The 20536-nt window shown below is 55.4% G+C and carries 28 protein-coding genes; 18 read left to right on the top strand and 10 right to left on the bottom strand.

What is annotated here, in order from left to right:
* Positions 1–17 precede the first annotated feature (17 nt).
* From EHN06_RS15775 to EHN06_RS15760, 3 genes are all read right to left on the bottom strand, one after another.
* Positions 18–347, bottom strand: a complete 330-nt coding sequence (locus EHN06_RS15775) for a hypothetical protein (RefSeq protein WP_127333483.1) — start codon at positions 345–347, stop codon at positions 18–20.
* A 560-nt stretch (positions 348–907) separates the two neighbouring features.
* Positions 908–1399, bottom strand: coding sequence for an MOSC domain-containing protein (locus EHN06_RS15765; RefSeq protein WP_127333482.1), 492 nt, complete (start codon positions 1397–1399; stop codon positions 908–910).
* Positions 1392–1937, bottom strand: a complete 546-nt coding sequence (locus EHN06_RS15760; protein ID WP_127333481.1) for a nucleoside 2-deoxyribosyltransferase — start codon at positions 1935–1937, stop codon at positions 1392–1394. The genes EHN06_RS15765 and EHN06_RS15760 overlap by 8 nt, the downstream gene beginning before the upstream one ends.
* Positions 1938–2154: 217 nt before the next feature.
* Here EHN06_RS15760 and EHN06_RS15755 point away from each other — a divergent pair, with 217 nt between their 5' ends.
* On the top strand, positions 2155–2634 hold the full coding sequence (locus EHN06_RS15755; RefSeq protein WP_127333480.1) for an FKBP-type peptidyl-prolyl cis-trans isomerase: 480 nt from the start codon (positions 2155–2157) through the stop codon (positions 2632–2634).
* 175 nt (positions 2635–2809) lie between these two features.
* Here the strand turns inward: EHN06_RS15755 and EHN06_RS15750 are convergent, their stop codons facing one another.
* Complete coding sequence (locus tag EHN06_RS15750) at positions 2810–3016, bottom strand: cold-shock protein (RefSeq protein ID WP_012136625.1); 207 nt, start codon at positions 3014–3016, stop codon at positions 2810–2812.
* A gap of 347 nt (positions 3017–3363) precedes the next feature.
* Between EHN06_RS15750 and EHN06_RS15745 the strand changes: the two genes are divergently transcribed.
* From EHN06_RS15745 to EHN06_RS15720, 5 genes are all read left to right on the top strand, one after another.
* Complete coding sequence (locus EHN06_RS15745) at positions 3364–5145, top strand: DEAD/DEAH box helicase (protein WP_127333479.1); 1782 nt, start codon at positions 3364–3366, stop codon at positions 5143–5145.
* A gap of 100 nt (positions 5146–5245) precedes the next feature.
* Positions 5246–5542: a type VI secretion system PAAR protein gene (locus tag EHN06_RS15740; RefSeq protein WP_127333478.1), complete on the top strand. Its 297-nt coding sequence runs from the start codon at positions 5246–5248 to the stop codon at positions 5540–5542.
* 1024 nt (positions 5543–6566) lie between these two features.
* Positions 6567–7022 (top strand): hypothetical protein, encoded by a 456-nt coding sequence (locus EHN06_RS15730; RefSeq protein WP_127333477.1) that lies wholly within the window; start codon positions 6567–6569, stop codon positions 7020–7022.
* A gap of 187 nt (positions 7023–7209) precedes the next feature.
* A complete protein-coding gene (locus tag EHN06_RS15725; RefSeq protein WP_265936898.1) occupies positions 7210–7455 on the top strand; it encodes a type II toxin-antitoxin system HigB family toxin in 246 nt (81 codons plus the stop codon).
* 5 nt (positions 7456–7460) lie between these two features.
* Positions 7461–7877: a helix-turn-helix domain-containing protein gene (locus EHN06_RS15720; RefSeq protein WP_127333475.1), complete on the top strand. Its 417-nt coding sequence runs from the start codon at positions 7461–7463 to the stop codon at positions 7875–7877.
* 110 nt (positions 7878–7987) lie between these two features.
* Here the strand turns inward: EHN06_RS15720 and EHN06_RS15715 are convergent, their stop codons facing one another.
* Positions 7988–8395 (bottom strand): hypothetical protein, encoded by a 408-nt coding sequence (locus EHN06_RS15715; RefSeq protein ID WP_127333474.1) that lies wholly within the window; start codon positions 8393–8395, stop codon positions 7988–7990.
* A gap of 151 nt (positions 8396–8546) precedes the next feature.
* On the opposite strand from EHN06_RS15715, the gene EHN06_RS15710 reads away from it, so the two are divergent.
* From EHN06_RS15710 to EHN06_RS15700, 3 genes are all read left to right on the top strand, one after another.
* Positions 8547–9329 (top strand): helix-turn-helix domain-containing protein, encoded by a 783-nt coding sequence (locus tag EHN06_RS15710; protein ID WP_127333473.1) that lies wholly within the window; start codon positions 8547–8549, stop codon positions 9327–9329.
* 132 nt (positions 9330–9461) lie between these two features.
* Positions 9462–9917: a CopD family protein gene (locus tag EHN06_RS15705; protein ID WP_127333472.1), complete on the top strand. Its 456-nt coding sequence runs from the start codon at positions 9462–9464 to the stop codon at positions 9915–9917.
* A gap of 48 nt (positions 9918–9965) precedes the next feature.
* On the top strand, positions 9966–10823 hold the full coding sequence (locus EHN06_RS15700) for an ion transporter (protein WP_127333471.1): 858 nt from the start codon (positions 9966–9968) through the stop codon (positions 10821–10823).
* 87 nt (positions 10824–10910) lie between these two features.
* On the opposite strand, the gene EHN06_RS15695 is transcribed toward EHN06_RS15700, so the two are convergent.
* A complete protein-coding gene (locus tag EHN06_RS15695) occupies positions 10911–11201 on the bottom strand; it encodes a DUF3175 domain-containing protein (protein ID WP_127333470.1) in 291 nt (96 codons plus the stop codon).
* A 107-nt stretch (positions 11202–11308) separates the two neighbouring features.
* Between EHN06_RS15695 and EHN06_RS15690 the strand changes: the two genes are divergently transcribed.
* The 3 genes from EHN06_RS15690 to EHN06_RS15680 all read left to right on the top strand — a co-directional run bounded on the left by EHN06_RS15690 (position 11309) and on the right by EHN06_RS15680 (position 13157).
* Complete coding sequence (locus EHN06_RS15690) at positions 11309–12067, top strand: TIGR01458 family HAD-type hydrolase (protein WP_127333469.1); 759 nt, start codon at positions 11309–11311, stop codon at positions 12065–12067.
* 132 nt (positions 12068–12199) lie between these two features.
* Positions 12200–12640 carry a thioredoxin TrxC gene (trxC, locus tag EHN06_RS15685; protein ID WP_127333468.1) on the top strand — a complete coding sequence of 147 codons (441 nt, stop codon included), beginning with the start codon at positions 12200–12202 and terminating at the stop codon, positions 12638–12640.
* 49 nt (positions 12641–12689) lie between these two features.
* Entirely contained in the window at positions 12690–13157 is a 468-nt protein-coding gene (locus tag EHN06_RS15680) for a hypothetical protein (protein ID WP_127333467.1), read from the top strand.
* A 53-nt stretch (positions 13158–13210) separates the two neighbouring features.
* Here EHN06_RS15680 and EHN06_RS15675 read toward each other — a convergent pair whose 3' ends face one another.
* Positions 13211–14173, bottom strand: a complete 963-nt coding sequence (locus EHN06_RS15675; RefSeq protein ID WP_127333466.1) for a DUF6635 family protein — start codon at positions 14171–14173, stop codon at positions 13211–13213.
* A 355-nt stretch (positions 14174–14528) separates the two neighbouring features.
* On the opposite strand from EHN06_RS15675, the gene EHN06_RS15670 reads away from it, so the two are divergent.
* Positions 14529–15557, top strand: coding sequence for a DUF2855 family protein (locus EHN06_RS15670; protein WP_206075670.1), 1029 nt, complete (start codon positions 14529–14531; stop codon positions 15555–15557).
* On the opposite strand, the gene EHN06_RS15665 is transcribed toward EHN06_RS15670, so the two are convergent.
* Positions 15536–16180, bottom strand: a complete 645-nt coding sequence (locus EHN06_RS15665; protein WP_127333465.1) for a TetR/AcrR family transcriptional regulator — start codon at positions 16178–16180, stop codon at positions 15536–15538. The two genes, EHN06_RS15670 and EHN06_RS15665, sit on opposite strands and share 22 nt — an antisense overlap.
* 205 nt (positions 16181–16385) lie before the next feature.
* On the opposite strand from EHN06_RS15665, the gene EHN06_RS21195 reads away from it, so the two are divergent.
* On the top strand, positions 16386–16547 hold the full coding sequence (locus EHN06_RS21195) for a hypothetical protein (protein ID WP_164735620.1): 162 nt from the start codon (positions 16386–16388) through the stop codon (positions 16545–16547).
* A gap of 45 nt (positions 16548–16592) precedes the next feature.
* Here EHN06_RS21195 and EHN06_RS21540 read toward each other — a convergent pair whose 3' ends face one another.
* On the bottom strand, positions 16593–16856 hold the full coding sequence (locus tag EHN06_RS21540) for an MOSC domain-containing protein (RefSeq protein WP_265936935.1): 264 nt from the start codon (positions 16854–16856) through the stop codon (positions 16593–16595).
* A gap of 573 nt (positions 16857–17429) precedes the next feature.
* On the opposite strand from EHN06_RS21540, the gene EHN06_RS15655 reads away from it, so the two are divergent.
* Genes EHN06_RS15655 through EHN06_RS15640 form a run of 4 tightly spaced genes read left to right on the top strand, consistent with a single transcriptional unit; the run spans position 17430 to position 19720 of the window.
* Complete coding sequence (locus tag EHN06_RS15655; protein ID WP_127334470.1) at positions 17430–18395, top strand: CsgG/HfaB family protein; 966 nt, start codon at positions 17430–17432, stop codon at positions 18393–18395.
* Positions 18395–18715, top strand: a complete 321-nt coding sequence (locus EHN06_RS15650; protein WP_127333464.1) for a hypothetical protein — start codon at positions 18395–18397, stop codon at positions 18713–18715. The genes EHN06_RS15655 and EHN06_RS15650 overlap by 1 nt, the downstream gene beginning before the upstream one ends.
* Positions 18708–19055, top strand: a complete 348-nt coding sequence (locus tag EHN06_RS15645; RefSeq protein WP_127333463.1) for a DUF4810 domain-containing protein — start codon at positions 18708–18710, stop codon at positions 19053–19055. Before EHN06_RS15650 ends, EHN06_RS15645 begins: the two co-directional genes overlap by 8 nt.
* A complete protein-coding gene (locus EHN06_RS15640) occupies positions 19052–19720 on the top strand; it encodes a DUF799 domain-containing protein (protein ID WP_127333462.1) in 669 nt (222 codons plus the stop codon). The genes EHN06_RS15645 and EHN06_RS15640 overlap by 4 nt, the downstream gene beginning before the upstream one ends.
* Before the next feature lie 95 nt (positions 19721–19815).
* Here EHN06_RS15640 and tenA read toward each other — a convergent pair whose 3' ends face one another.
* Positions 19816–20484 carry a thiaminase II gene (tenA, locus tag EHN06_RS15630; protein ID WP_127333461.1) on the bottom strand — a complete coding sequence of 223 codons (669 nt, stop codon included), beginning with the start codon at positions 20482–20484 and terminating at the stop codon, positions 19816–19818.
* Positions 20485–20536 lie beyond the last annotated feature (52 nt).

Below are 20536 nucleotides of genomic sequence, written 5' to 3'. Positions count from 1 at the left end.
GGAATAAAAGTCGCGCCTTAAAATGTGCCGCGTTCCAGTTGCTCGCGACGGTTCATCTCGACCTCGAACCAATCAACACCCATGCCGCGGCTTTCCTGCGGTCCGGCGGCTGTAGGTGGCAGGCTTTCGATGATATCAATGCCTGTTTCCTGATAGGCACCTCGCTCCAGTTCCATCCGACGGTCGGCTTCCACTTCTGACCAGTCATAGCTGACGGTGCTGGCGGTGCCCGATATGTTCTGCGCTACCCCCTCGTAGTTCAGTTGCCGTTCCCACTGATCGCCGTATGACGGAGAAACGGCCAGCAGTAGTGTCAGGGAGGCGGAATAAATGAACGTGTGTTTCATGGCTTGCCCTCCTATAGTTTGACCGATGGCTTGCATCGGAACGTTTGCAAGGCGATAGGCCTGTTATTTTTGATCGAGCCTACCACCTCCGAGGCGCAGACCCTGACGAGCGACAACCAACAGTTAGAAACTCAAAGCGAGTAAAAGTTACAAGGGATTTGTAACAAAATCAGGAAAACCAGAGCTGATGTTTTTGATCGCCACTACAGCTACCGCTGCGCTTCTCTGCGGGTAGGGTGTTACGAAAAACATGAAAGGCTGGATCTTCGGTGGCCCCCATCAGCGCTTCTTGGCCCATGACATTTACCGTTCCAAGGGAGAAGTGCATTGAATCAGAAAGGGTTACTCACCGTATGGAACGACGCTCAGGGCCGGCTAAGGGCAGGGCGGTTCCAGTATGCCGGAGCGGCAAAGGTTGGCGCCCTGGGTTGGTTGCTTGTGGCTCCGGAGGCGATGAGTTTGCGGCAGCAATTGGGCTTTGATTTGTCGAAGTCTTTGCGGCCGCTTGTCTGGTAGTTGATGGAGAAAAATAGATCAGTTCCAGCTTTCCGTTAATTCGTTCAAAGCCAGGCTTGCACCTCATCACCCACTGCCAACTCACCTCCCTCAACAACGCTCGCCGTGATACCCCCATGCCCGCGCATGGCGTTGTAACCGCCGGGCCCCAGCACCGTTTCCATTTTGCTGCAGGGGTGGCATAGGCCTGTATATTCCAGCACCACAGTTCCGATGCGGAATCGTTTGCCTTTCAGGGCCAGCAGGTTCAGGCCAGACACCACGATGTTGCGCCGGAAAACCTCAGGTGCGATGGCCTCCCGGTGCAGGCAGGAGGCGATGGCATGCAGGTGCTCTTTCTGAATCAGGGTGACCTGCCGCTTGCTGGTCTCGCGGCCCTTGAATCGGTCGCCTTCCAGACCGTTGCCTGGTGTGACCGCTACGCTGTCGAGCGCTTCCATGGCTTCACCACGAGCAGGGCGGATGCCGATCCATTCCACCCGGCCGGTTTGGGGGAGGGTGTCGAGCAGGGTCTGCAGTGGGGTTTGTTCAGGCATCGGCCAGCGCTCGCACGCAGCGGCGGAAGAGTTCCGCCGAGAAGAACCGGTGTTCGCCTGGTTGGTCTGCCGCGAATAGCTGACCACCGGATTCGCTGATTCCGCCCTCGATCATCAGGTTGTCACTCATCGCAAAGTCCTCAATGGTGTGGCTCAGTTCGTCCAGCTCGGTTGAGCCTGCTCGTTCCCGGTAGCGTCGGCTGTCCAGGGTGAATCCGAAGGCGGGCTTGCCCTGTCCGATCATGTAGCCCACCTCAAAGACGGTACCCGGGTCCGCGCTGATGCCGCGAAAGGGGGTCAGGTTGGCGATGATGGCATCACAGCTGTCCATCAGTTCGCGGTTGGCCTGGTAGATCCGCAGCCCGCGCTCGGGTTTTGCTTCATCGTCTGAAAATGCCAGCTCCGTGTCGAGTGGATCCACACCCTCAAATCCGTATTCCCGGAGCAGGCGTTTTTTCTCGGCTACGATGGCCTGGTGTTCCGTGGCGGGGAAGAATACTTCCGGGCCAGCGAGGTAGATGCGTTTGGGGTTTGGCATGGGGGCCTCTTGGAGCTGATAAAACTGCAGGATAGCATTCAGTGTTTCCGGGGCAGGCCTGTTTCTCGGGGCTTTTTATGTAAAAAACGTTCTTATCTCCGCGTTCAATCAGTGTCGTGACCACACTCCCCCGTGTTGCTTTGCCCGGATGGGGGCAACTGGAGTCAACGCCACCACTGGTTATAATGGCGTACCCTCAACCATTGCAGAGAACCTTATGCCAATCGAAAAGAATCAGGTGGTCTTGTTTCACTACAGCGTCCGTGATGAACAAGGCAACGTCGTTGAAGACTCCCATGGCGGCGAGCCGAATGCCTACCTGCACGGCCACGGTGGCATTATCCGAGGCCTGGAAGAGGCCCTGGAAGGTCGCGACGCTGGCGATACGTTCAGTGTCACCGTCACTCCGGAAAAAGCCTACGGTCCACGCAAGGCCGATGCTGTTCAGCGCGTGCCGATCAAGCATTTGATGGGTGCCAAACGCTGGAAACCGGGCATGATCGCTCAGGTGCAAACCGAACAGGGCCCGCGCCATGTGGTCGTCGCCAAGGTCGGCCACAAGTTTGCCGATGTCGACACCAACCATCCGATGGCCGGTAAAACCCTGACCTTTGATATCGAAATCATTGAAGTACGGGATGCCGATGCGGAAGAAATAGCGCACGGCCACGCCCATGGGCCGGGTAGGCATCATTGAAGGTTTATCTTCATGCTTTACTTCAATGCTGGTGGCGTCCGGACTTGGGGATTGAACCGGTCATACTTATCAGGATTTAACGGTGCAAAACGTGTGCTCAGAAGGAGACTTATCGATTCTCCAATAAAAAAGGCAGCCCTGGGGCTGCCTTTTTTCATCACGTATTGGCTGTTATTTACAGGCCAATAACGTTCTCTGCCTGCGGGCCTTTCTGGCCTTCGGTCACGGAGAACTCAACTTCCTGGCCTTCGGCCAGAGTTTTGAAACCGCTACCCTGAATAGAGCTGTAGTGAACAAAGACGTCTGCGCCGCCTTCACGAGTGATAAAACCGAAACCTTTTGCTTCGTTGAAGAACTTAACGTTGCCGGTAATTGTAGACATAAATAGCTATCCTGAAATTAATCAATAAGGTGCCGTCAAATGATCGTTGTGATCTTTGATCAGCGATATGCGGGAAACAAAAAAACGTGCAGGATCAAAAACAGGACTAAAGGTGTGGCAACACTAGAGGTCTTATTCGTGAAATGCTTTGCTAAATCTTTCCAACGGAATTGACAGTACGCTAATTAAGAGGCCCTGCATAGCAAAGTTTCGGATATTGGGAAAATAACTTTGCCCCGGTTATTCCCGAATATCCGGACAGATTTATTTTTTGGCGGAAAGGTAAAGGCAACACCATCTGTTAATATGGCCGCCTTCTTATCCTGAAAACGATTAAGCACTGCAAAATGAATGCTCCCTTCAAACTGCGGCCCTACCAGAAGGAAGCCGTCGAGGCCACGCTGGACCATTTCCGGAAATCCGATGAATCTGCCGTCATCGTACTGCCAACCGGTGCCGGTAAAAGTCTGGTCATTGCCGAGCTGGCCCGTCTTGCCCGGCGCAGGATTCTGGTGCTGACCCACGTAAAGGAGTTGGTGGAGCAGAACCACGCCAAATACCAGAGCTATGGGTTAACGGGCGGCATCTTTTCCGCCGGGCTGAAGCGCAAGGAAAGCCGGCATCAGGTGACCTTTGCCAGTGTGCAGTCGGTATCGGCGAATCTGGATCAGTTCCGGGATGAATACTCGTTGGTCATCATTGATGAGTGCCATCGGGTTAGCGGTGATGAAACCAGTCAGTATCAACGGATCATCGAGCTGCTGCGACAACAGAACGATTCCCTCAAAGTGCTCGGGCTCACCGCCACCCCTTATCGTCTGGCCATGGGCTGGATCTATCGCTATCACTACCGGGGCTTTGTCCGTAGTGAAGAGGGTAAGCCCTTTGAGCACTGCATTTACGAACTGCCGTTGAGCTACATGATCAATCGGGGGTATCTCACCCGGCCTGAATTGGTGAATGCGGCGGTGGCGCAGTACGATTTTTCCGCGCTGCCTCGGGACCGCTTTGGCGAATACGCCGAGAAGGACGTCAACCAGCTGCTGAGCAAACATAAGCGTGTGACCCGCGCCATCATCGAGCAGGTGATGGCGCAGGCCGCCGACCGCAAAGGCGTGATGATCTTTGCGGCCACGGTGGAGCATGCGCGGGAGATCACCGGCTATTTGCCGGAACATCATACCGCCCTGGTGACTGGCGCAACCGATCTGAAGGATCGGGACCTGCTGATTCAGCGCTTCAAGCAGCGGCAGTTGAAGTATCTGGTGAATGTGTCCGTGCTCACCACGGGCTTTGATGCGCCCCATGTGGACTTTATCGCCATTCTGCGTCCCACCCAGTCGGTCAGCCTGTACCAGCAGATCGTGGGTCGCGGTCTTCGTCTGGACGAAGGCAAACAGGATTGCCTGGTGATTGATTACGCGGGCAACAGTGTGAATCTGCATCACCCCGAGGTGGGGGAGCCGAAACCGAACCCTGACAGCGAGCCGGTGCAGGTGTTCTGCCCGGGCTGTGGCTTTGCCAATATCTTCTGGGGAAAAACCGACAGTGAAGGTGGTGTGGTCGAGCATTACGGGCGCCGTTGTCAGGGGCTGCTGGAGCCTTCGGAAGCCGATAAACCTGCCGTGCGGAACGGTCGCCCGCAACAGTGCGATTACCGTTTTCGGTTCAAGGAGTGCCCACACTGCGGTGGCGAGAATGATATTGCGGCCCGCAACTGTCACCAGTGTCAAAAAGCCATTATCGACCCGGATGATCAGCTGAGAGATGCGCTGAAACTCAAGGACGCCATGGTGATCCGCTGCGCCGGGATCACCTTAGGTGCCCATGCTTCCAAAACCGGCAGCAAATTGAGGATCACCTATCACGGTGAAGATGGGGAGGAACTCAGTGAGTCGTTTGATTTCAACAGGCCGGCTCAGCGCGCCGTTTTTAACAGGTTGTTTGGGCGTCGTTTGGCGAATGGCCAGACTCCGAAAGCGTTCAGTCGGGCGGATGAGGTGGTTGAGAGTCAGGCCCTGTTGCCTGCACCGGATTTTGTGATTGCGCGCAAGCAGAAGCACCATTGGCAGGTGCAGGAGCGGATTTTCGATTATCAGGGGTACTATCGTAAGGCGAATACGCTGTAACTTGGGTATTGAGGCAGTTTTGTTTACCATTGGGCCCGGTGCCAGTGACGGCGCCCCTCGACAATACGGATGATTCTTCAAGGACAGAAGGAACAAAGGAATGAGCAAGAAAGTTGTGCTGTTGGGTGATTTGGGAACAGATCATCAGGGGTTCCCGCCCACGCCGGTGATTGCCGGCTCCCCCGATGTACTGATTGACGGCAAACCCGTTGCCCGCGTTGGTGATCCTCTCGCACCACACGCCAAACCCAAGCATCCTCCCCATCCGCGCGCCATAGCCGCCGGATCTTCAACGGTGTTGATCAATGGTATTCCCGCCGCCGTGACCGGAGGAGCGATTTCCTGCGGTGGTGTCACTATTGGCAGTGGCAGCGTTGTGATTGGTGATACTCACTAACCGGCCTCGAAGCATGGCCATCTCAACCATCCGGGTTTTTTCGAGAAACGGCGGGCATATTTCAAGAAGCTGGATTTTGCTTTGGGGAGTTTGGCACGCAAGGGCATGTCACTGGATGATGATGCGAAATTGAAACGAGCGCTGGGGATGTCATCGAAGAGTATTGTGCATCATTGGAAGACGGCTGGGGTCGGTGGCATACCGGGGTATGCCACGTACTACGAGCGGATTGCTTCCGGTGCCAAGTACGCAAAGAGCGTTGGTTATCTCTCGGTTGGGCTGGACGTTGCTGCCTCGGGAATGGAAATTCATGCGGCTTGCACAAACGGCCGGGCCCGCGAATGCAGACGAGTGAAATACATTGAAGGTGGGCGCCTGTCTGGCTCTGCCATAGGGGGTGGCGCGGGTGCTTTCGCTGGACCATTTGTGTGCGGGGTGATCGGCCTTGGTACAGGAGGCTTGGGCGGAGTTGCTTGCGGGATAATAATGGCTGGGGTTGGCGGTTTTGCAGGAGGGTCAGCCGTTGGAGGGATTGGTGAAGGTATCGGTGAAGTACTCTACGAGGTAACGAATGATGAATGACTCCCTTCAGATCGCTGCGGCATTCGTTGGTGCGGGTGCTATTGGTTTGGGATTGGTTTCACTGTTCGTAATTCTTACGTTGGCGTTTTCACGAGTGACGATAATCGAGGAGAAAATTTCACGCCCTGGCACCTCTGCACTGGAACACAGAAAAATCTGGGGTAACGATCCCTTGGGCCGATTGATGAGAAGCAGCTACGTGTTTACGTTTCTTGTGCTTCGGTCCGCCCCCTCAAACCGGCTTAATCGATCAGCGGCACAGATAGGTGATATATCAGCTCAATTGCCTGTTCGACTGACCTTATGGGCGGTGCTGCCTCCATTGCTTTTGTACGGATGCTTTGCCGTACTCTTAATAGCAGGTCTGTTTTTGTGAAGCATTTTTGACATTAATTGGGAGTGGTCGGCGAGTGCGCGGGCGAAATCTTGAGCATGGAAGTTCATGAGTGAGGAGCAATTGACAGATTTAGCGTTGATTGTAGGTGTTGGCTCTATGGGCGTTGGTCTCGTTTTACTCATTTTGATGGTCACGCTGTTTTTCCAAAAAACTGTGGAAGTGGAACGGCGAATAGCAACACCAGGTAAGCAGTTGGATGGAATCCGTAGAATCTGGGGGAATGGCCCGATCGGGCGGTGGATGCGCGTGGTCCATGTATTCCTCTTTTTCGTCTTCAGGAACCTTCCGCGGGTAGGTCATCGCATCGAATCCAGAATGGGAGATGAGAGGGAAGCGCTTCCGAGAGGCCTCAAACTTTGGGTGGTTCTGCCAGGATCGGTTTTTTATTTCGATTGTCGTGTCAGTTCTGGCGGCGTGGTTTCTCGGGGTGTTGGACTAGCTGAAGGGTTATTATGCTGGCCTCGACAATTCATTCTGCCGATCACGGTCGGTCGACTTTAGATGAGCGAAGACCCTGTGTAGGTTAACTCATTGAACTGCCGGCGAGGATGACTGGAGTTAGTGTGGTTTCCATTTTGGAAACCCTGTGTTATGATTTCCAAAAAAGAAACAAGGATGTTTTGTGCACGTAATTTCAAGGAGACCGTTCAACGATGCAGCCAGAAAGTTTCCCAACGACAGAGAGGCGTTGGTCAATACTTACATAACGCTGCGGAATGGCCAGTTCGATACGCCGGAAGAGCTACGCCACGTGTTCCCATCCCTGGACAATTTCAAGTACAGAGACAAATGGTGGGTTATCGATATTGGTGGGAACAACATACGGCTGATTGCCTTCATCGAATTCCGTGACAATCGTATGTACGTGAAACATATATGCAGCCATGCCGAGTACGATCGGCTGACTGAGAAATACCGTCGCAATCGGGAGTAAGGCCTATGGTATCGCCTGCTGTTGTCCAAATCAGAGATGCGTTGGCCCAATTGCCTTTCCTGGCTCATATAGAGACGCCAGATGACTATGAGCGAGCGCTGGAGTTAATGGATCAGTTGGTGGACGACTATGACTCCAATAAACCGCTAATTGAGATTCTGGCCGTCAGCATTGAGCGCTGGGAGGACCACGCTGAAGAGTTCTCCGATTTTAATGCGGCGGTTGCTGGAACAGATCGGGGTATTGCTGTGCTTAAAACCCTGATGGCTCAACATGGACTTGGGGTTGCTGATCTGCCAGAGCTGGGTTCAAAGGGCAACGTTAGCAAAATTCTCAACGGCGCTGATGGTAAAAAGCTGACACGCAAACATATTGAAGCCCTTTGTAAGCGGTTTGGCGTTTCTCCGGTGCTGTTTTTTTGAATTACTACACATCAAAATCAGGGATCCCGCTTCTCCGCAATGTGGCGGAAAAAACCGGGACAGCTCTCTCGGGTAGCGACATGAGCTGCCGCTACCCGTTGCTTCGGTGATTAGCTGAACTCAGGCTCAAAAGCTTTATTTCCAGCAACCCGCTTCATCCACGCCATGTCCAGCGGAACCAGCACGTTCAGGGTGAACAGCACCCAGCCCAGGGGGTGCAGGCTGGCTGCGAACCACACCATCAGGGCAAGGGCCAGCAGGGCCCAGGTCACATCGACAACAATCATCAGATTGAAGTATCTCGCCTGCCACCTTCCATTGAATGCCATGGCGACCATATCCACGCACCACAGCAACATTACAATGCCGACCACCAGGTAAAAGGTCGCGCCGGGGCCTCCCGCCCACTGGGCAATCGGCTCAGCGGCCAGGATCAGAGCCAACGCCAGGGGCGTGGAGAGGAATACATCGCTCAGGATGATTTGTTTCACACTGAATCGACGGACTAGGTTTTTCATGGGATCACCTCAATCGGGTTTCGCAATGTGTTTGACTACGCTACAAAGCTTCTACCCGGGCGGGGATAGACTCAATTACCTGTGAGGTAATGGTGCAAACTACCCTTGAGGACGATAATCGCTTAACACTCGGACATTCACAGGAAATACGATGAGCGCCTTCGGTACGCTGTTCAGAGAAATGCGACAGGGTAAGCGCCTGAGCCAGATGGATTTCGCCCTTGCGTGCGAGGTGTCGGCAAAACACATCAGCTTTCTGGAAACCGGCCGCAGCAAGCCCAGCAAGGGCATGGTTCTGCATTTAGCGCAGATGCTGCAAGCGGACCTCGCCGGAACCAACCGGCTGCTGTCGGCGGCGGGTTACAGCCAGGTCTACTCCGACCAGGATTTGAGTGCGCCCGGCATGGCCATGATCAGGGAGGCGCTTGACCACTTGTTGAAGGGGCACCTGCCATACCCGGCGGTGGTGTTCGACCATGAGTATTATCTGGTGATGGCCAACCAGGCCATGCAGGAGATGATGGTAAGAATGGTGGAACTGGGCGCTCAGTTTCCGGCCCGGCCAAACTTTCTGCTGTCGCTGCTGGATGACCACGGCATGAAATCCTTCGTGGGCGATTGGGAGAATATCGCCTGCCACATGCTGCAGCGAGTCTACCATGAGCATCTTGCCGGCCCCTTTCGGGATCAGCCCAATCGATTGTTGGAACAAGCCCTGAAGGTGCCCGGCGTCCCGCAAAACTGGAAAAGCCATGTGGTGGAACACCTGGATTACCCGGCGATTCCTTTCACCCTGAATCTGGGGGATCAGCAGCTCAGAATCTTTTCCACCATCGCAACCATCGGCACGCCCCTGGATGTCACCGCTCAGAATTTGCGGATCGAGCATTTCTTTCCGATGGATGAGTACAGTAAGGCTTATTGGTTAGGGTGAAGCATGCACATCGGCGTCATGGGAAAACCGGGACACCCATTAGCCAGTTGGAGTCGTCGGGGTGTCACACTGGTTCTGAGGCGGGATGAAGCTTATGCTCTTCACACACACTTTTCATTCGGGAATCGCTTTATGAGTCTGGCTGTTGCACTGCATGTTCTTTCTGCCGTGATCTGGGTTGGCGGTATGTTTTTCGCCTACATGGCCATGCGCCCGGCGGTGGTCGAGGTGATCGATGCGTCGCAGCGGGGCGTGCTCTGGTGTCACACCTTGTCCCGGTTTTTCCGGTGGGTATGGGCGGCCGTGATCCTGCTGCTGGTGACCGGTTACTGGATGATCTTCAGCGTGTTCGGTGGCATGGCGGGTGCCGGCTGGCATATCCATGTCATGCAGGGGCTGGGGATCGTGATGATGCTGATCTATTTCCACGTCTACTTTGCTCCCTTCCGACGGCTGAAGCAGGCCGTTGCCAGCCAGGATCCCCAGGAAGGCGGGCGCCAGGTGGGACAGATCCGTAAGCTGGTGGGCACCAACCTGATTCTTGGGCTGATCGTGGTGGCAGTCGGTGCCGGCGGCCGGTATCTGTAAGCCCAGCGGAATCCCGGAATGTTGAATGACAGTTAAGAGGCGGCTTAGATGGCGACAGAAAAACCGGGTGGCCTTGGACTCAAAATGCGTCTGTTTCAGGTCATTTTCGAATCAGATACCCGCCTGGGCAAGGGCTTTGATATTGTTTTGGCGTTGCTGATATTCCTCAGCGTCGGGATTATTCTCCTGGACAGTGTTCCGGAATACCATGCCCGCTTCGGTGGGCTCTTTTATGCGCTGGAATGGGGTGTAACGCTGCTGTTCACGCTTGAACTCGGCCTGCGTATTTATTGCCTGGAGAAGCCGAAGCTCTACCTGAAAAGTTTTTACGGGGTTATTGACGTTTTGGCGGTCATGCCGACATGGCTGGCACTTTTGTTCCCGGGGGCGCAGACCCTTGTCGTATTGCGCTTGCTGCGTACCTTGCGCCTGTTCCGGGTACTGGAAATGATGACGGTAGTGGGTGAGGGCCGCCTGCTGATGGACGCACTGATTCGCAGCCGGCACCAGATCCTGCTGTTTCTGTTCACAGTGCTGATGCTCGTGACCATCTTTTCCTCTTTACTCTATCTCATTGAGCCGGCCGAAGCGGGCTTTACCAGTATTCCCGTATCCATCTACTGGGGAGTCGTGACACTGACGACAGTCGGCTATGGCGATATAACGCCGGTTACTCCCTTGGGGCAGTTTATTTCCATGATGATTATGCTGACGGGCTATTCGATTATTGCGCTTCCCGTAGGCGTTTTTTCCGCGGAAGTGATTCGCACCCTGCGTGCGGAGCGTTACTCCGATGAAGCCTGTCCGGGGTGCGGTAAACATCGGCATGAAATCGACGCCAACTATTGTAAATACTGCGGTACCTGGCTTGATGAGGAGACGCCCGAGCCCGGCGGCTCCGGGTGAGGGTGCCTGGGTTGTATGAGTGCTTGAGCGATTGCGCGCGGGTTGGGGGGCACATTGCCATTGGCTGGATGAGGCCCTCGTTTGTCGTTACTGATTTCTTCGAGACTTGCCGAAAAGCACCCGCAATTCATCCTTTGCGGCCTCAAGACGGTCTCTTTGCTCCGGGGGGAGCTGTTTACCTGCCCGGTTGATGTAAAACGTCAGCATCGACATGGCAGACCGGTAAGGATCCGACTTTCGACGTTTGCTCTGTTCGGCGGATTTCTTCAGGGAGCGAGCGATTTCCCGGGGATCTTCAAGGGCAAACACACCCCGCTCAAGGTCCAGGGCATCGCTGGAATCGGTTACCTTCTGTGACCAGTGTTCAGGCTTATCCATAATTCACCTCCAGTCATGTTTCGGGCCTTCCAACAGGTTGTATCTCACGTCAGTGCTAGACTGACAGAAAGTACATATCTCAGCCAATCGGAGGAGATCGGAACACCATGCCACAGCCTCGGGGACTCTGTATCGACATTTCCGGTGTGCTCCACGTAGACGGTGAAACCGTACCCGGCGCGCAGGATGCCATTGCCCGGGTCCGCAAGGCCGGCGTGCCCTGCCGTTTTCTCACCAACACGTCCCGCAAGCCCTCCCGGGCTGTGCTGGAACAGCTCCGGGAGCTGGGGTTCGATGTCGCTGAGGAGGAGGTGCTTACGGCGCCGTCCGCTGTCGCACGCCACCTGAAGGCCCGGAATCTGAAGCCCTGGCTGCTGGTACATCCCGACATCGAGGAGGAGTTCGAACCGGCTTCGTTCCCGGATGCCGATGCGGTCGTGGTCTGTGACGCGGGTGAACGCTTCAATTATCGCCGGCTGGATCAGGCTTTCGCTCTGTTGATGGCGGGCGCGCCCCTGCTGGCGGTGGGCATGAATCGTTACTTCAAGCAATCCGACGGTCTGCACCTGGATGCCGGCCCCTTCATTCGCGCCCTGGAGTATGCGGCCGGGGTGGAGGCCACCATCATTGGCAAGCCTGGCGAGGCCATGTTCCATGAGGCCTGTGACAGCATGGGGCTGGTGCCGGGTGATTGCCTGATGATCGGCGACGATGTGGAGGCCGATATTGGCGGCGCCCGCAAGGCCGGGCTTGAGGCGGCACTGGTGAAAACCGGCAAGTATCGTGCGTCCGACCGCGACCGGGCCAGGGAGCTCGGCGCCGGCGTTTTCGACGATATCGCCGCGGTGGTGTCACACTGGTTCTGAGGCGGGAAGAAACATATGCTCATCACACACATTTCTCGTTCGGGAATCGCTTTATGAGTCTGGCTCGTCGCTTGATTTCCCTGCACTTGCCCTGATTATTCACAGAACCAGCAAATCAGAGACAGATCAATCATGACCGACATTCGACACCTCGTGTGCCCCCATTGCCACAAAGTGAATCGCGTACCCGCGGATAAGCTGTCATTCGGCGGCAATTGTGGCGCCTGCAAACAGCCATTGTGGCCGGATCAGGTTCTGGAGCTGGGGGACCAGAGCTTTGCGGCCCATACAGGGCGCAGTGATGTGCCGGTACTGGTGGATTTCTGGGCCAGTTGGTGCGGCCCCTGCAAGATGATGGCGCCCCAGTTCGAGCAGGCAGCGAAAGCCTGGCGTGGTAAAGTGCGCTTTGCCAAGCTGAACACCGAACAATCCCCCGGGCCGGCCGGTCAGTTTGGTATTCGCAGCATACCCACGCTGATCCTGTTTCAGAATGGCCGGGAAGTGGCCCGCCAGAGTGGTGCCATGAATCAGGGGCAGATCAGCCAGTGGCTGCAATCGAAAGGTATTGGCTGAATCAGGAGGACTGGGGTTTTCAAATTTAATTCAGAAGAGGTAGCAGATAGTGCGATTCCCATTGCGATTACAGGCCAGCGCCTTGCTGCTGGCCATGGTGATGCCACTGGCGCAGGCCGCGGAGGATGACAGCGATGCGACCGTAGAGTCATTGCGGCAGGACGTGCAGAGCCTCAACCAGGAGCTGTCGGATTTCACTGCCGAGCGGCGGGATCAATTGATGGCGGACATCGAGGACGTGCTCGGCGCCATTGATGCTCGTGTCGCAACCCTGGAGAATCGCCTGGAGGAGGGCTGGGGTGATGCCGACAAGATAGCCCGGGCCCAGGCGCAGACTGCTCTGGCGTCCCTGCACCGGGAGCGGGCACGCGTAACGGAATGGCACCAGCGTATGCAGGACAGCGCCGATTTTACCTGGGAGTCCATGAAAGAAGGCTTCAACGATGCCTTCGACAAGCTTTCTGAGGCCTGGCAAAACGCAGAGAAGAGTGTCGGTCAGGCCCTCGAGGAGGACTGATCAGGGGCAGCGGGTCAGATTTGTTTTCCGCTCGAATGATTTGTGTAATCCGGCTACAGGAACCCCGATCGGATCATATCGAACGTATCCAGAATCCGCGCCACAAACTGGTCTTTCGGGCGGAAGCTGCTCTGGGTGCTGAGGGATACGTCCCTCTGCAGGTGATCCAGTAACTTGTGCAGGCGCCGGCGATGTAAACCGACCGCCGCCTGAACGGGATCGAAGATAACACCGGACAAGGCCGCAAATGCCGCCAATGTGGCCATCACTGCGACCATAACGCCGGCCGTCGTTGCCAGCGAGGGCTCCGGTGGAAATACGCTGTAGTACCACCCGCCGATGGTTTCACCCAGGATAAAGTCCCTGGCGGCCAGGGTCTTGGCGAGCATGGACGCGAGCACCACCCCGAGCCCGATACCACCCGGGGTAAACTTCTGGAAGGCAAACGCGCCCAACACCGTGCAGGAAATACTGTTGGTGATATCGGCGGAGGCCGTACGGGTGACCCGGTACTGGCTGAGGGCGTCCGCGACCAGCGGTTCAATCAGCCTGCTAAATCGCTGGTGATCGACCGGCTCACAGGTATGGCGGTCATAGACTGCCTCCAGCGCCTCAATCAGATAGCGCTCCAGCAGAGGGCCTTCCTGGCCGTTGTTCAGCAGGTCCACCAGGATCAGGTGCGAGATGTGCTGTTGTACCCGGGTGGTAAAACCGGCGGGTACGCGATTTGCCAAACCGTGCAGCCACAGCAGGCCTGTGCGTTTGGGAACCAGGATTTTCAACAGACAGGCCAGGGCGTACACCGGCGCCCACAGTAGATTGAGGGGCGCCCGCAGCATGTCCCATCCCATTGCCATCCGGTTGGTCGCAATGGCGCCGGGGTAATGGAAATGATGGTCAATAAACGCCGGTACCCGCGCCCGGCAGTCGTCAAAGTAACGCTCGATGCCTGTGTGGATTGCCTGCTCTATCTCAACTTCGGAGACGTGTTGTTCGGGCGATGTGGCAATGGGCATAGTGACAGGCGACTCTGCAGGCAGGTGAGTGTCTGGCACATTAAACCGCAATTGAGCAAACCGGGCCACCGGTTCGGCGCTGACTGTGAGCTGAGGACCGGCGAGCCATTTTCTTGCGTTAACTAAACCTGAACATGTCCCTCGGTGTGCCCGAAGAATCGGTCACCCGGCCGCACCACTCAAGGACCTGCAAACCTGAACCATCTCGCCGGCGCCTGTTGCTACGATATTGCTTCGTCCAACGATGAAGAGAACCCGCGATATGACTTTCCAGAATCCATCAGAACCAATGACCATTCATCGGTTGCTCACCCGCAAGGATCAACTACATGAGAGCCGACTCGAGGACTGCCAAATGGAGGCAAAACTGAGTGACGGTGAGGTCATCATCAGACTTGAACGATTTGGCCTGACCACTAACAACATCACTTATGCGGCTTTCGGGGATGCCATGGAGTATTGGAAATTTTTCCCCACCGGCCAGGAGGAGTGGGGACACATGCCTGTGTGGGGTGTTGGCCGCGTCATCGCTTCAGCGGCTGATGGCGTTCAGGTGGGAGAGCGATACTTTGGATACTATCCGATGGCCACGCACCTGAAACTGACCATCGATCAGGTGACCCCGCGCGGCTTTGTCGAGGCATCAGATCACCGCCAGGGCTTGCCGGCTGCCTACAACTACTACACCAATTATGCTGGTACCGACGCCAACTCACCGGAAAGCGATTATCGGATTCTGTTGCGCCCCCTGTTCCTCACCTCGTATATGCTTTCAGACTATCTGATCGACAATGGCTTTTTCGGTGCTCGCCAGATCGTCGTTTCCAGCGCCTCCAGCAAAACCGCATTCGGCTCGGCGTTCTGTATTCACGGGAATACCGAAGCCAGAATTATCGGACTGACCTCGGGCAGAAACCGGGCGTTTGTAGAAAGGCTGGAATGCTACCAGTCGGTTGCGACCTATGATGAACTCCCATCGATTGATCGTAACAGTCCCACTCTTTACATCGATTTCTCAGGTGACACTCAATTGCGAGAGCGTATTCACCAGCACTTTGGCAACAATCTGGTGCACGACTGTTATGCAGGATCGTCGTCCAACCTGGAATTCAATTACGAGAGCATTGACGATAGCAACAGCAAGACCCGTTTCTTCTTCGCAGCCCCTCACTACCGAAAGCGGGTCAGGGAACTGGGCGGAAGTGCTGTACTGACTGCCATGGACGCCAGGCAGGCGGAGTTTATTCAGGCTTTGAGCAATCCGGACGCCCCCTGGGTCAGCCTGTGCTTCAGCGAAGGTTTTGAAGAGGCGGCGCAGGTCATCGAGCGTTTATGCCATAACAGGGTTGGGCCTGATGAGGGTCACATCGTGCTCTTGCCCTGACCGGACGGGGCGCCGACCAGGCTCAGGCACATGGAATACGTTGTGTCGAGCCAGTCGCCGAGCTCCCGGCTGTCTACCTGGGCCAGCAGGCGATAGCGGCGGGCGCCCCATACCATGGTGAACAGGGTCCGAATGGCTTCAGGGGTGGGCGGGTTGTCCAGATCAGGCCAGCCAGACACGATCTCGATCCAGGTGTCCGACAGTTTTTCGAAAGCCCGGCGATGATGTGTTTTCAGTGCTATTTGCCCTTCCTGCAGGAGCATGGTGCGATCCAGGTATGGAGCCTCTGGGTCGGCCCCTGATGCTATCTTCACAAGCTCAAACAATCGCTCTGGCCAGGCAGCATCGCAGAGCATCTGGTCTTTGGCCTTGACCCGCTGAATGTCCCACTCGATACAGTGCCGGACATAGCCCGACAATAGCGCCGTGGTGTTCGGGAAGTACAAATAGATGGTGCCCACGGCGAAGCCTGTTTCCTCGGCAATGGCCCGTGTGGTGACCGCCTTGGGTCCCTGCCTGCACCAGATCCGCACAAAGCCATCATAAATAGCCTGAACCGTGAACTTGGCCCTGTCCTGTCGCGGACGTTTTCGGGGCAGATGTACAAGCTGTTTTTGCTGCAAACTGTTGTCTCCCTAATTTGCAGGGTTATTGGCGGTCTGCTCTGTTCAAACTTTAACCGCCCCCTCAATCAGTTCCAAGTATTTTGATGCGTCCCCTGGGTAGTGAAGATCTTATTCGTTCAATCACTCCAACAATATTTTCCTGTTTCGGATACGATGGTCATTTGATGTTGGCGAACAAGCCAAATTTAACCTGGGGAATATGATGAGCAAGAAACCCGTAAAGGCTACGTTAACGACCGCCATGATTGAGGAGCAGACGGCTGCTTTTTTAAAGTCCGGCGGGACGGTTGAGTATGTGGGCAAGGGTAAAAGTGGACAATATGCCTCCACAGGTTCAAAGCAGATTGACCTGAAAAGCAGCTAATGAGTTCAGCGCCTGGTAGTAGAAACTGTCCCGGTTTTCACCAACTCAGGGGCAGACCTGAACGTTGTCACCGAGCGCCACCTCGCCCCCTTCAACCACCCGCGTCGTAATCCCCCCATGCCCGCGCATGGCGTTGTAGCCGCCCGGCCCCAGCACGGTCTCCATCTTGCTGCAGGGGTGACACAGGCCCGTGTATTCCAGAACCACACCACCAATCTGGAAGGTTTTGCCCTTCAGTGCGAGCAGGTTCAGGCCGGAAACCACGATGTTGCGTCGGAACTCCTCGGGACCAATCGCCTCCCGCCCCAGGCAGGAAGCGATGGTATGCAGGTGCTCTTTCTGGATCAGGGTGACCTGCCGTTTGCTGGTCTCGCGGCCGTTGAATCGATCGCGTTCCAGGCCCTTGCCCCGGGGTGACAGTCACGCTCTCGAGGAATTGCATGGCCTCACCACGGCCCGGGCGGATACCGATCCATTCCACCCGGCCGCGCTGGGGAAGGGTGTCGAGTAACGTTTGCAGAGGGGTTGGTTCAGGCATTGGCGATCGTTTTGATGAGGGTAGTTGGTAGAATGTCACCTGCCAGGACGGGACGCAATGTTCACACCTGTCTGGATTTAATGCTACGCCGATAAGTGTGGATCGGGCCCAGTAGGCGGTCAGAATCAAAAATATTGTAAAGATATATAGCTTTTTGATACGGGTGTATTTATTCGGTTCATCCATGCTGTAGAGTATCTGCCCATGACAACATGTAAGGGATGACATCAGGTTCAGAGAGGAACCATCCCTGCGTCTTGGTGCGCATTCCCTTCCGGCTGTCTCATCACTGTAATCCGTTGTTCGTTAAACCTTTGTTCCTGGCAGGTTAAGGAGCCCAATTGATGAAGAAAACCCTTCCCTGGCTGATGTTAGGGGTTCTTTCAGGCTGTGCGACACAAACGCCTCAAATGAAGGAAGTCGAACCGGCCGTCTCAGCTGAGCAGCAGCGAGCTGCGCAGCAAGCCTCATTGGAAGCAGCGAAGCCCAAGCGGCTAAGTCTCAAGAGAAAAATTGCGGTTGGTCGAATTTCCAATGAAACGAATTATGGTCGCAGTCTGCTTAGGTCCAATGCTCAAGATCAGTTGGGTTCAAAGGTAACCGACATGTTCTTACAGGCGTTGGCCAACAGCCAAAGTTATCTGGTTTTTGAGCGACCGGATATTGAGCTGTTAAGCAAGGAGGCGGAACTGTCCGGTCAGGAAATTTCGATCACCGGTGTCGACACCCTTGTCATTGGTTCGCTGACCCAGTTTGGTCGCGCTACGACAGGTGAGCGCGGCTTTTTGTCCTCCTCGAAGAAGCAAGAAGCCACGGCGACAGTGGATCTTCGGTTGGTGGACGTGACGACCGGTCGGGTATTTTCCTCAGTCACAGGGTCCGGTTCTTCATCGACTGAACAGGCCCGCACCATGGGGTTTGGCTCTGCGGCAGGATACGACGGTAGTCTAAATGATCAGGCGATTGCCGCGGCTGTTACAGCGGCCGTGGACAAGATGACAGGGCTGTTCCTTGAGAAACCATGGACTGCCGATGTTCTTGCCCAGGAAGACGGCCTCGTTTATATCAGCGGAGGGAAAAGCCAGGGTGTCCGCGAAGGGATGGTTTTTGCCGTCGAGACACGAGGCAAGAAAGTGAAATCTCAAACAACGGGTACGGTGATCTCCCTGCCAGGTAAGGAAGTTGCCGAGCTGACAGTCGTCGGACTGTTTGGCGACGATCCTCTGGATCAGGGGGCAATTGGTGAAATCTCTGAAGGTTCTTTGCAAGGCCATGATCTGAGCGAACTGCGCGTCAAGGAGAAGAAGTAATGAAGATTCTGCTCGCGTTACTCATCAGTTTCACCCTGACGGCTTGTGTCCAGACGCCCACCCGAAATACCGAGGTTGTTGATGATCGCCCGGGTATTGCATTCGAGTTGCCATCAGTGGCTTCGGAGTACTACAAGCTCCGGATTGATGGGGTGTCCTATGGTTATGTTGGTCAATACCAGGCCGGTGAGAATCTGCTGAAGATTATTGATGGTACCCATCAGGTTGAACTTCTGTCCGATGGTGAGGTGGTTTATCACGAGGAGATTTATCTCGGTGCCGGGGTTAACAGGATTCTTAAGGTAGGGCCGCATGACTAAACGTTTTCTTCTGGCATTGTCGATGTTTGTTTTGTTGGCCGGATGCGCCAGTAATCAGGGGTTGTACGAGTGGGGGCAGTACCAGGAAACGCTGTTTGTCGTTTATCAGGAGCCAGCGTTGAAAGAGGAAGCTCTGAAAAATTACATGGAGTTTGTCGAAACCGGAGGTACGCCTGAACACCCCATTGCACCGGGCCTTTTTGCAGAGGCGGGCACCTTCATGCTGGAGCAGGGTGATGTGGATTCCGCAATCAAATTCTACAAGCTGGAATACGATGCGTGGCCTGAGAGCCGGCCGATGCTGAGCATGCTCATCAAGAACCTGGAGGCCCGGCAATGAAAACTTTGAAACTGTGCCTCGTGTTTTTCATCGTTGCGTTAGCTACTGGCTGCGCCACGACAGGCAATACAAACCGTCTTGATGCATTCCACAATGCGGCTCCCAAGTCGATTCTGGTGGTGCCTCCCGTTAATATGTCGACCGATGTGCAGGGCACAACCTCGCTATTGGCAACGTTACCTTACTATCTTGCCGAGAAGGGCTATTACGTTTTTCCCGTGAACACAGTAAAAACTTTGCTGGAATACGAGGGTTATTACGAACCCGCCGAAACCCACGCCGCCCCGCCTGAACAGTTGGCAAATCTGTTCAAAGCAGATTCGATTCTGTATGTGACTATTCACGAGTGGACGTCCAAGTACATGTTATTGGCGACGACAACGGAAGTTGATTTCGAGTATCGGATTGTCAATGCGGACGGAGCTGAACTCTGGAGCGCCCGTCAAAGAATGACGTACACCCCTGACAACAACAGCACGGGTAACCCGTTGGTTGATCTTCTCGCCATGGCGGTCACGGCAGCTGCTGAGAGGGCGGCACCGAATTATCTCCCACTAACGCGACAGGCGAATGCGGCTGCATTCTACGGCGTGAATGGGCTGCCACCGGGGCCTTATAGCCCAACCCATGAGCAATACTATCAGAGGTTAAACACCGCACAGTAGTGACACGCTCGGCCACGATAGCCAGGTGTTCCCCGGCCGGGAAGAACACTTCGGGACCGGCGAGGTAGATGCGATTGGGCTGTGGTATAGGCGGTTCAGTCGCTCAGGTTCAATCCCATGTCCCAGAAGTCGATCTCCAGCCGGGTGGCGTCCCGGAAGATTCGGGTCAGTTGTTCGAACCGGGCAGGGGACACGTCGGCCAGTCGTTCATCCAGCCAGTGAATCTCCGCCTGCATGGCGTCCTGGAACTCGTCGCTTTCGTACATGGCGATCCAGGCATCGTAGGGGTTGGCGTCGCCCCGAATGGTTTCCGCGCGGCGGTTCAGCCAGTTGGCAATCTCGCCATAGCCCACCATGCAGGGGGACAGGGCTACGTGCAGGTCCAGCAGGTCGCCGCGGCTGCCGGTGTCGAGCACGTATCGGGTGTAGGCGAGGGTAGCGCGGGCTTCCGGCAGGTTGGCCAGTTCGTCCTCTGAAATCCCCCACTCGTTGCAGTATTGGATGTGCAGATCCAGCTCGGTGTCCAGAATGGCCTGCAAACCGTCTTTGGCCTGCCGCAAGTCCGCCAGGGTCGGGCTTTTATAAGCGGCCAGGGCAAAGGCGCGGGCAAACTGGATCAGGAACAGGTAGTCCTGTTTAAGGTAATGCTGGAATGCCTCCGCAGCTAGTGAGGCATCGCCCAGTTGCCGAACAAAGCGGTGCTCGATGTAGTCACGCCATTCGGTCGGGCAGCTCTTTTTGAGATCTTCAAACTGATAGGGCATGGAGTTGCTCTTGTGAAGGGTTTAGCCGCATTATTCCAGAAGTCGGGGTCTT

This window comes from Marinobacter sp. NP-4(2019), assembly GCF_003994855.1.
Taxonomy (GTDB): Bacteria; Pseudomonadota; Gammaproteobacteria; order Pseudomonadales; family Oleiphilaceae; genus Marinobacter.
This window is presented reverse-complemented; position numbering and strand designations above follow the sequence as displayed.

Bases quoted from the DNA above. Each gene is read 5' to 3' on its own strand.
- EHN06_RS15715 (WP_127333474.1), bottom strand. From the start codon at position 8,395: ATGAAAAACCTAGTCCGTCGATTCAGTGTGAAACAAATCATCCTGAGC.
- EHN06_RS15750 (WP_012136625.1), bottom strand. From the start codon at position 3,016: ATGTCTACAATTACCGGCAACGTTAAGTTCTTCAACGAAGCAAAAGGT.
- EHN06_RS21195 (WP_164735620.1), top strand. From the start codon at position 16,386: ATGAGCAAGAAACCCGTAAAGGCTACGTTAACGACCGCCATGATTGAG.
- EHN06_RS15720 (WP_127333475.1), top strand. From the start codon at position 7,461: ATGGTATCGCCTGCTGTTGTCCAAATCAGAGATGCGTTGGCCCAATTG.
- EHN06_RS15655 (WP_127334470.1), top strand. From the start codon at position 17,430: ATGAAGAAAACCCTTCCCTGGCTGATGTTAGGGGTTCTTTCAGGCTGT.
- EHN06_RS15695 (WP_127333470.1), bottom strand. From the start codon at position 11,201: ATGGATAAGCCTGAACACTGGTCACAGAAGGTAACCGATTCCAGCGAT.
- EHN06_RS15670 (WP_206075670.1), top strand. From the start codon at position 14,529: ATGGAGGCAAAACTGAGTGACGGTGAGGTCATCATCAGACTTGAACGA.
- EHN06_RS15730 (WP_127333477.1), top strand. From the start codon at position 6,567: ATGAGTGAGGAGCAATTGACAGATTTAGCGTTGATTGTAGGTGTTGGC.
- EHN06_RS15760 (WP_127333481.1), bottom strand. From the start codon at position 1,937: ATGCCAAACCCCAAACGCATCTACCTCGCTGGCCCGGAAGTATTCTTC.
- EHN06_RS15765 (WP_127333482.1), bottom strand. From the start codon at position 1,399: ATGCCTGAACAAACCCCACTGCAGACCCTGCTCGACACCCTCCCCCAA.
- EHN06_RS15710 (WP_127333473.1), top strand. From the start codon at position 8,547: ATGAGCGCCTTCGGTACGCTGTTCAGAGAAATGCGACAGGGTAAGCGC.
- EHN06_RS15690 (WP_127333469.1), top strand. From the start codon at position 11,309: ATGCCACAGCCTCGGGGACTCTGTATCGACATTTCCGGTGTGCTCCAC.
- EHN06_RS15645 (WP_127333463.1), top strand. From the start codon at position 18,708: ATGACTAAACGTTTTCTTCTGGCATTGTCGATGTTTGTTTTGTTGGCC.
- tenA (WP_127333461.1), bottom strand. From the start codon at position 20,484: ATGCCCTATCAGTTTGAAGATCTCAAAAAGAGCTGCCCGACCGAATGG.
- EHN06_RS15775 (WP_127333483.1), bottom strand. From the start codon at position 347: ATGAAACACACGTTCATTTATTCCGCCTCCCTGACACTACTGCTGGCC.
- EHN06_RS15755 (WP_127333480.1), top strand. From the start codon at position 2,155: ATGCCAATCGAAAAGAATCAGGTGGTCTTGTTTCACTACAGCGTCCGT.
- EHN06_RS15745 (WP_127333479.1), top strand. From the start codon at position 3,364: ATGAATGCTCCCTTCAAACTGCGGCCCTACCAGAAGGAAGCCGTCGAG.
- EHN06_RS15740 (WP_127333478.1), top strand. From the start codon at position 5,246: ATGAGCAAGAAAGTTGTGCTGTTGGGTGATTTGGGAACAGATCATCAG.
- EHN06_RS15675 (WP_127333466.1), bottom strand. From the start codon at position 14,173: ATGCCCATTGCCACATCGCCCGAACAACACGTCTCCGAAGTTGAGATA.
- EHN06_RS15705 (WP_127333472.1), top strand. From the start codon at position 9,462: ATGAGTCTGGCTGTTGCACTGCATGTTCTTTCTGCCGTGATCTGGGTT.
- EHN06_RS15640 (WP_127333462.1), top strand. From the start codon at position 19,052: ATGAAAACTTTGAAACTGTGCCTCGTGTTTTTCATCGTTGCGTTAGCT.
- trxC (WP_127333468.1), top strand. From the start codon at position 12,200: ATGACCGACATTCGACACCTCGTGTGCCCCCATTGCCACAAAGTGAAT.
- EHN06_RS15700 (WP_127333471.1), top strand. From the start codon at position 9,966: ATGGCGACAGAAAAACCGGGTGGCCTTGGACTCAAAATGCGTCTGTTT.
- EHN06_RS15650 (WP_127333464.1), top strand. From the start codon at position 18,395: ATGAAGATTCTGCTCGCGTTACTCATCAGTTTCACCCTGACGGCTTGT.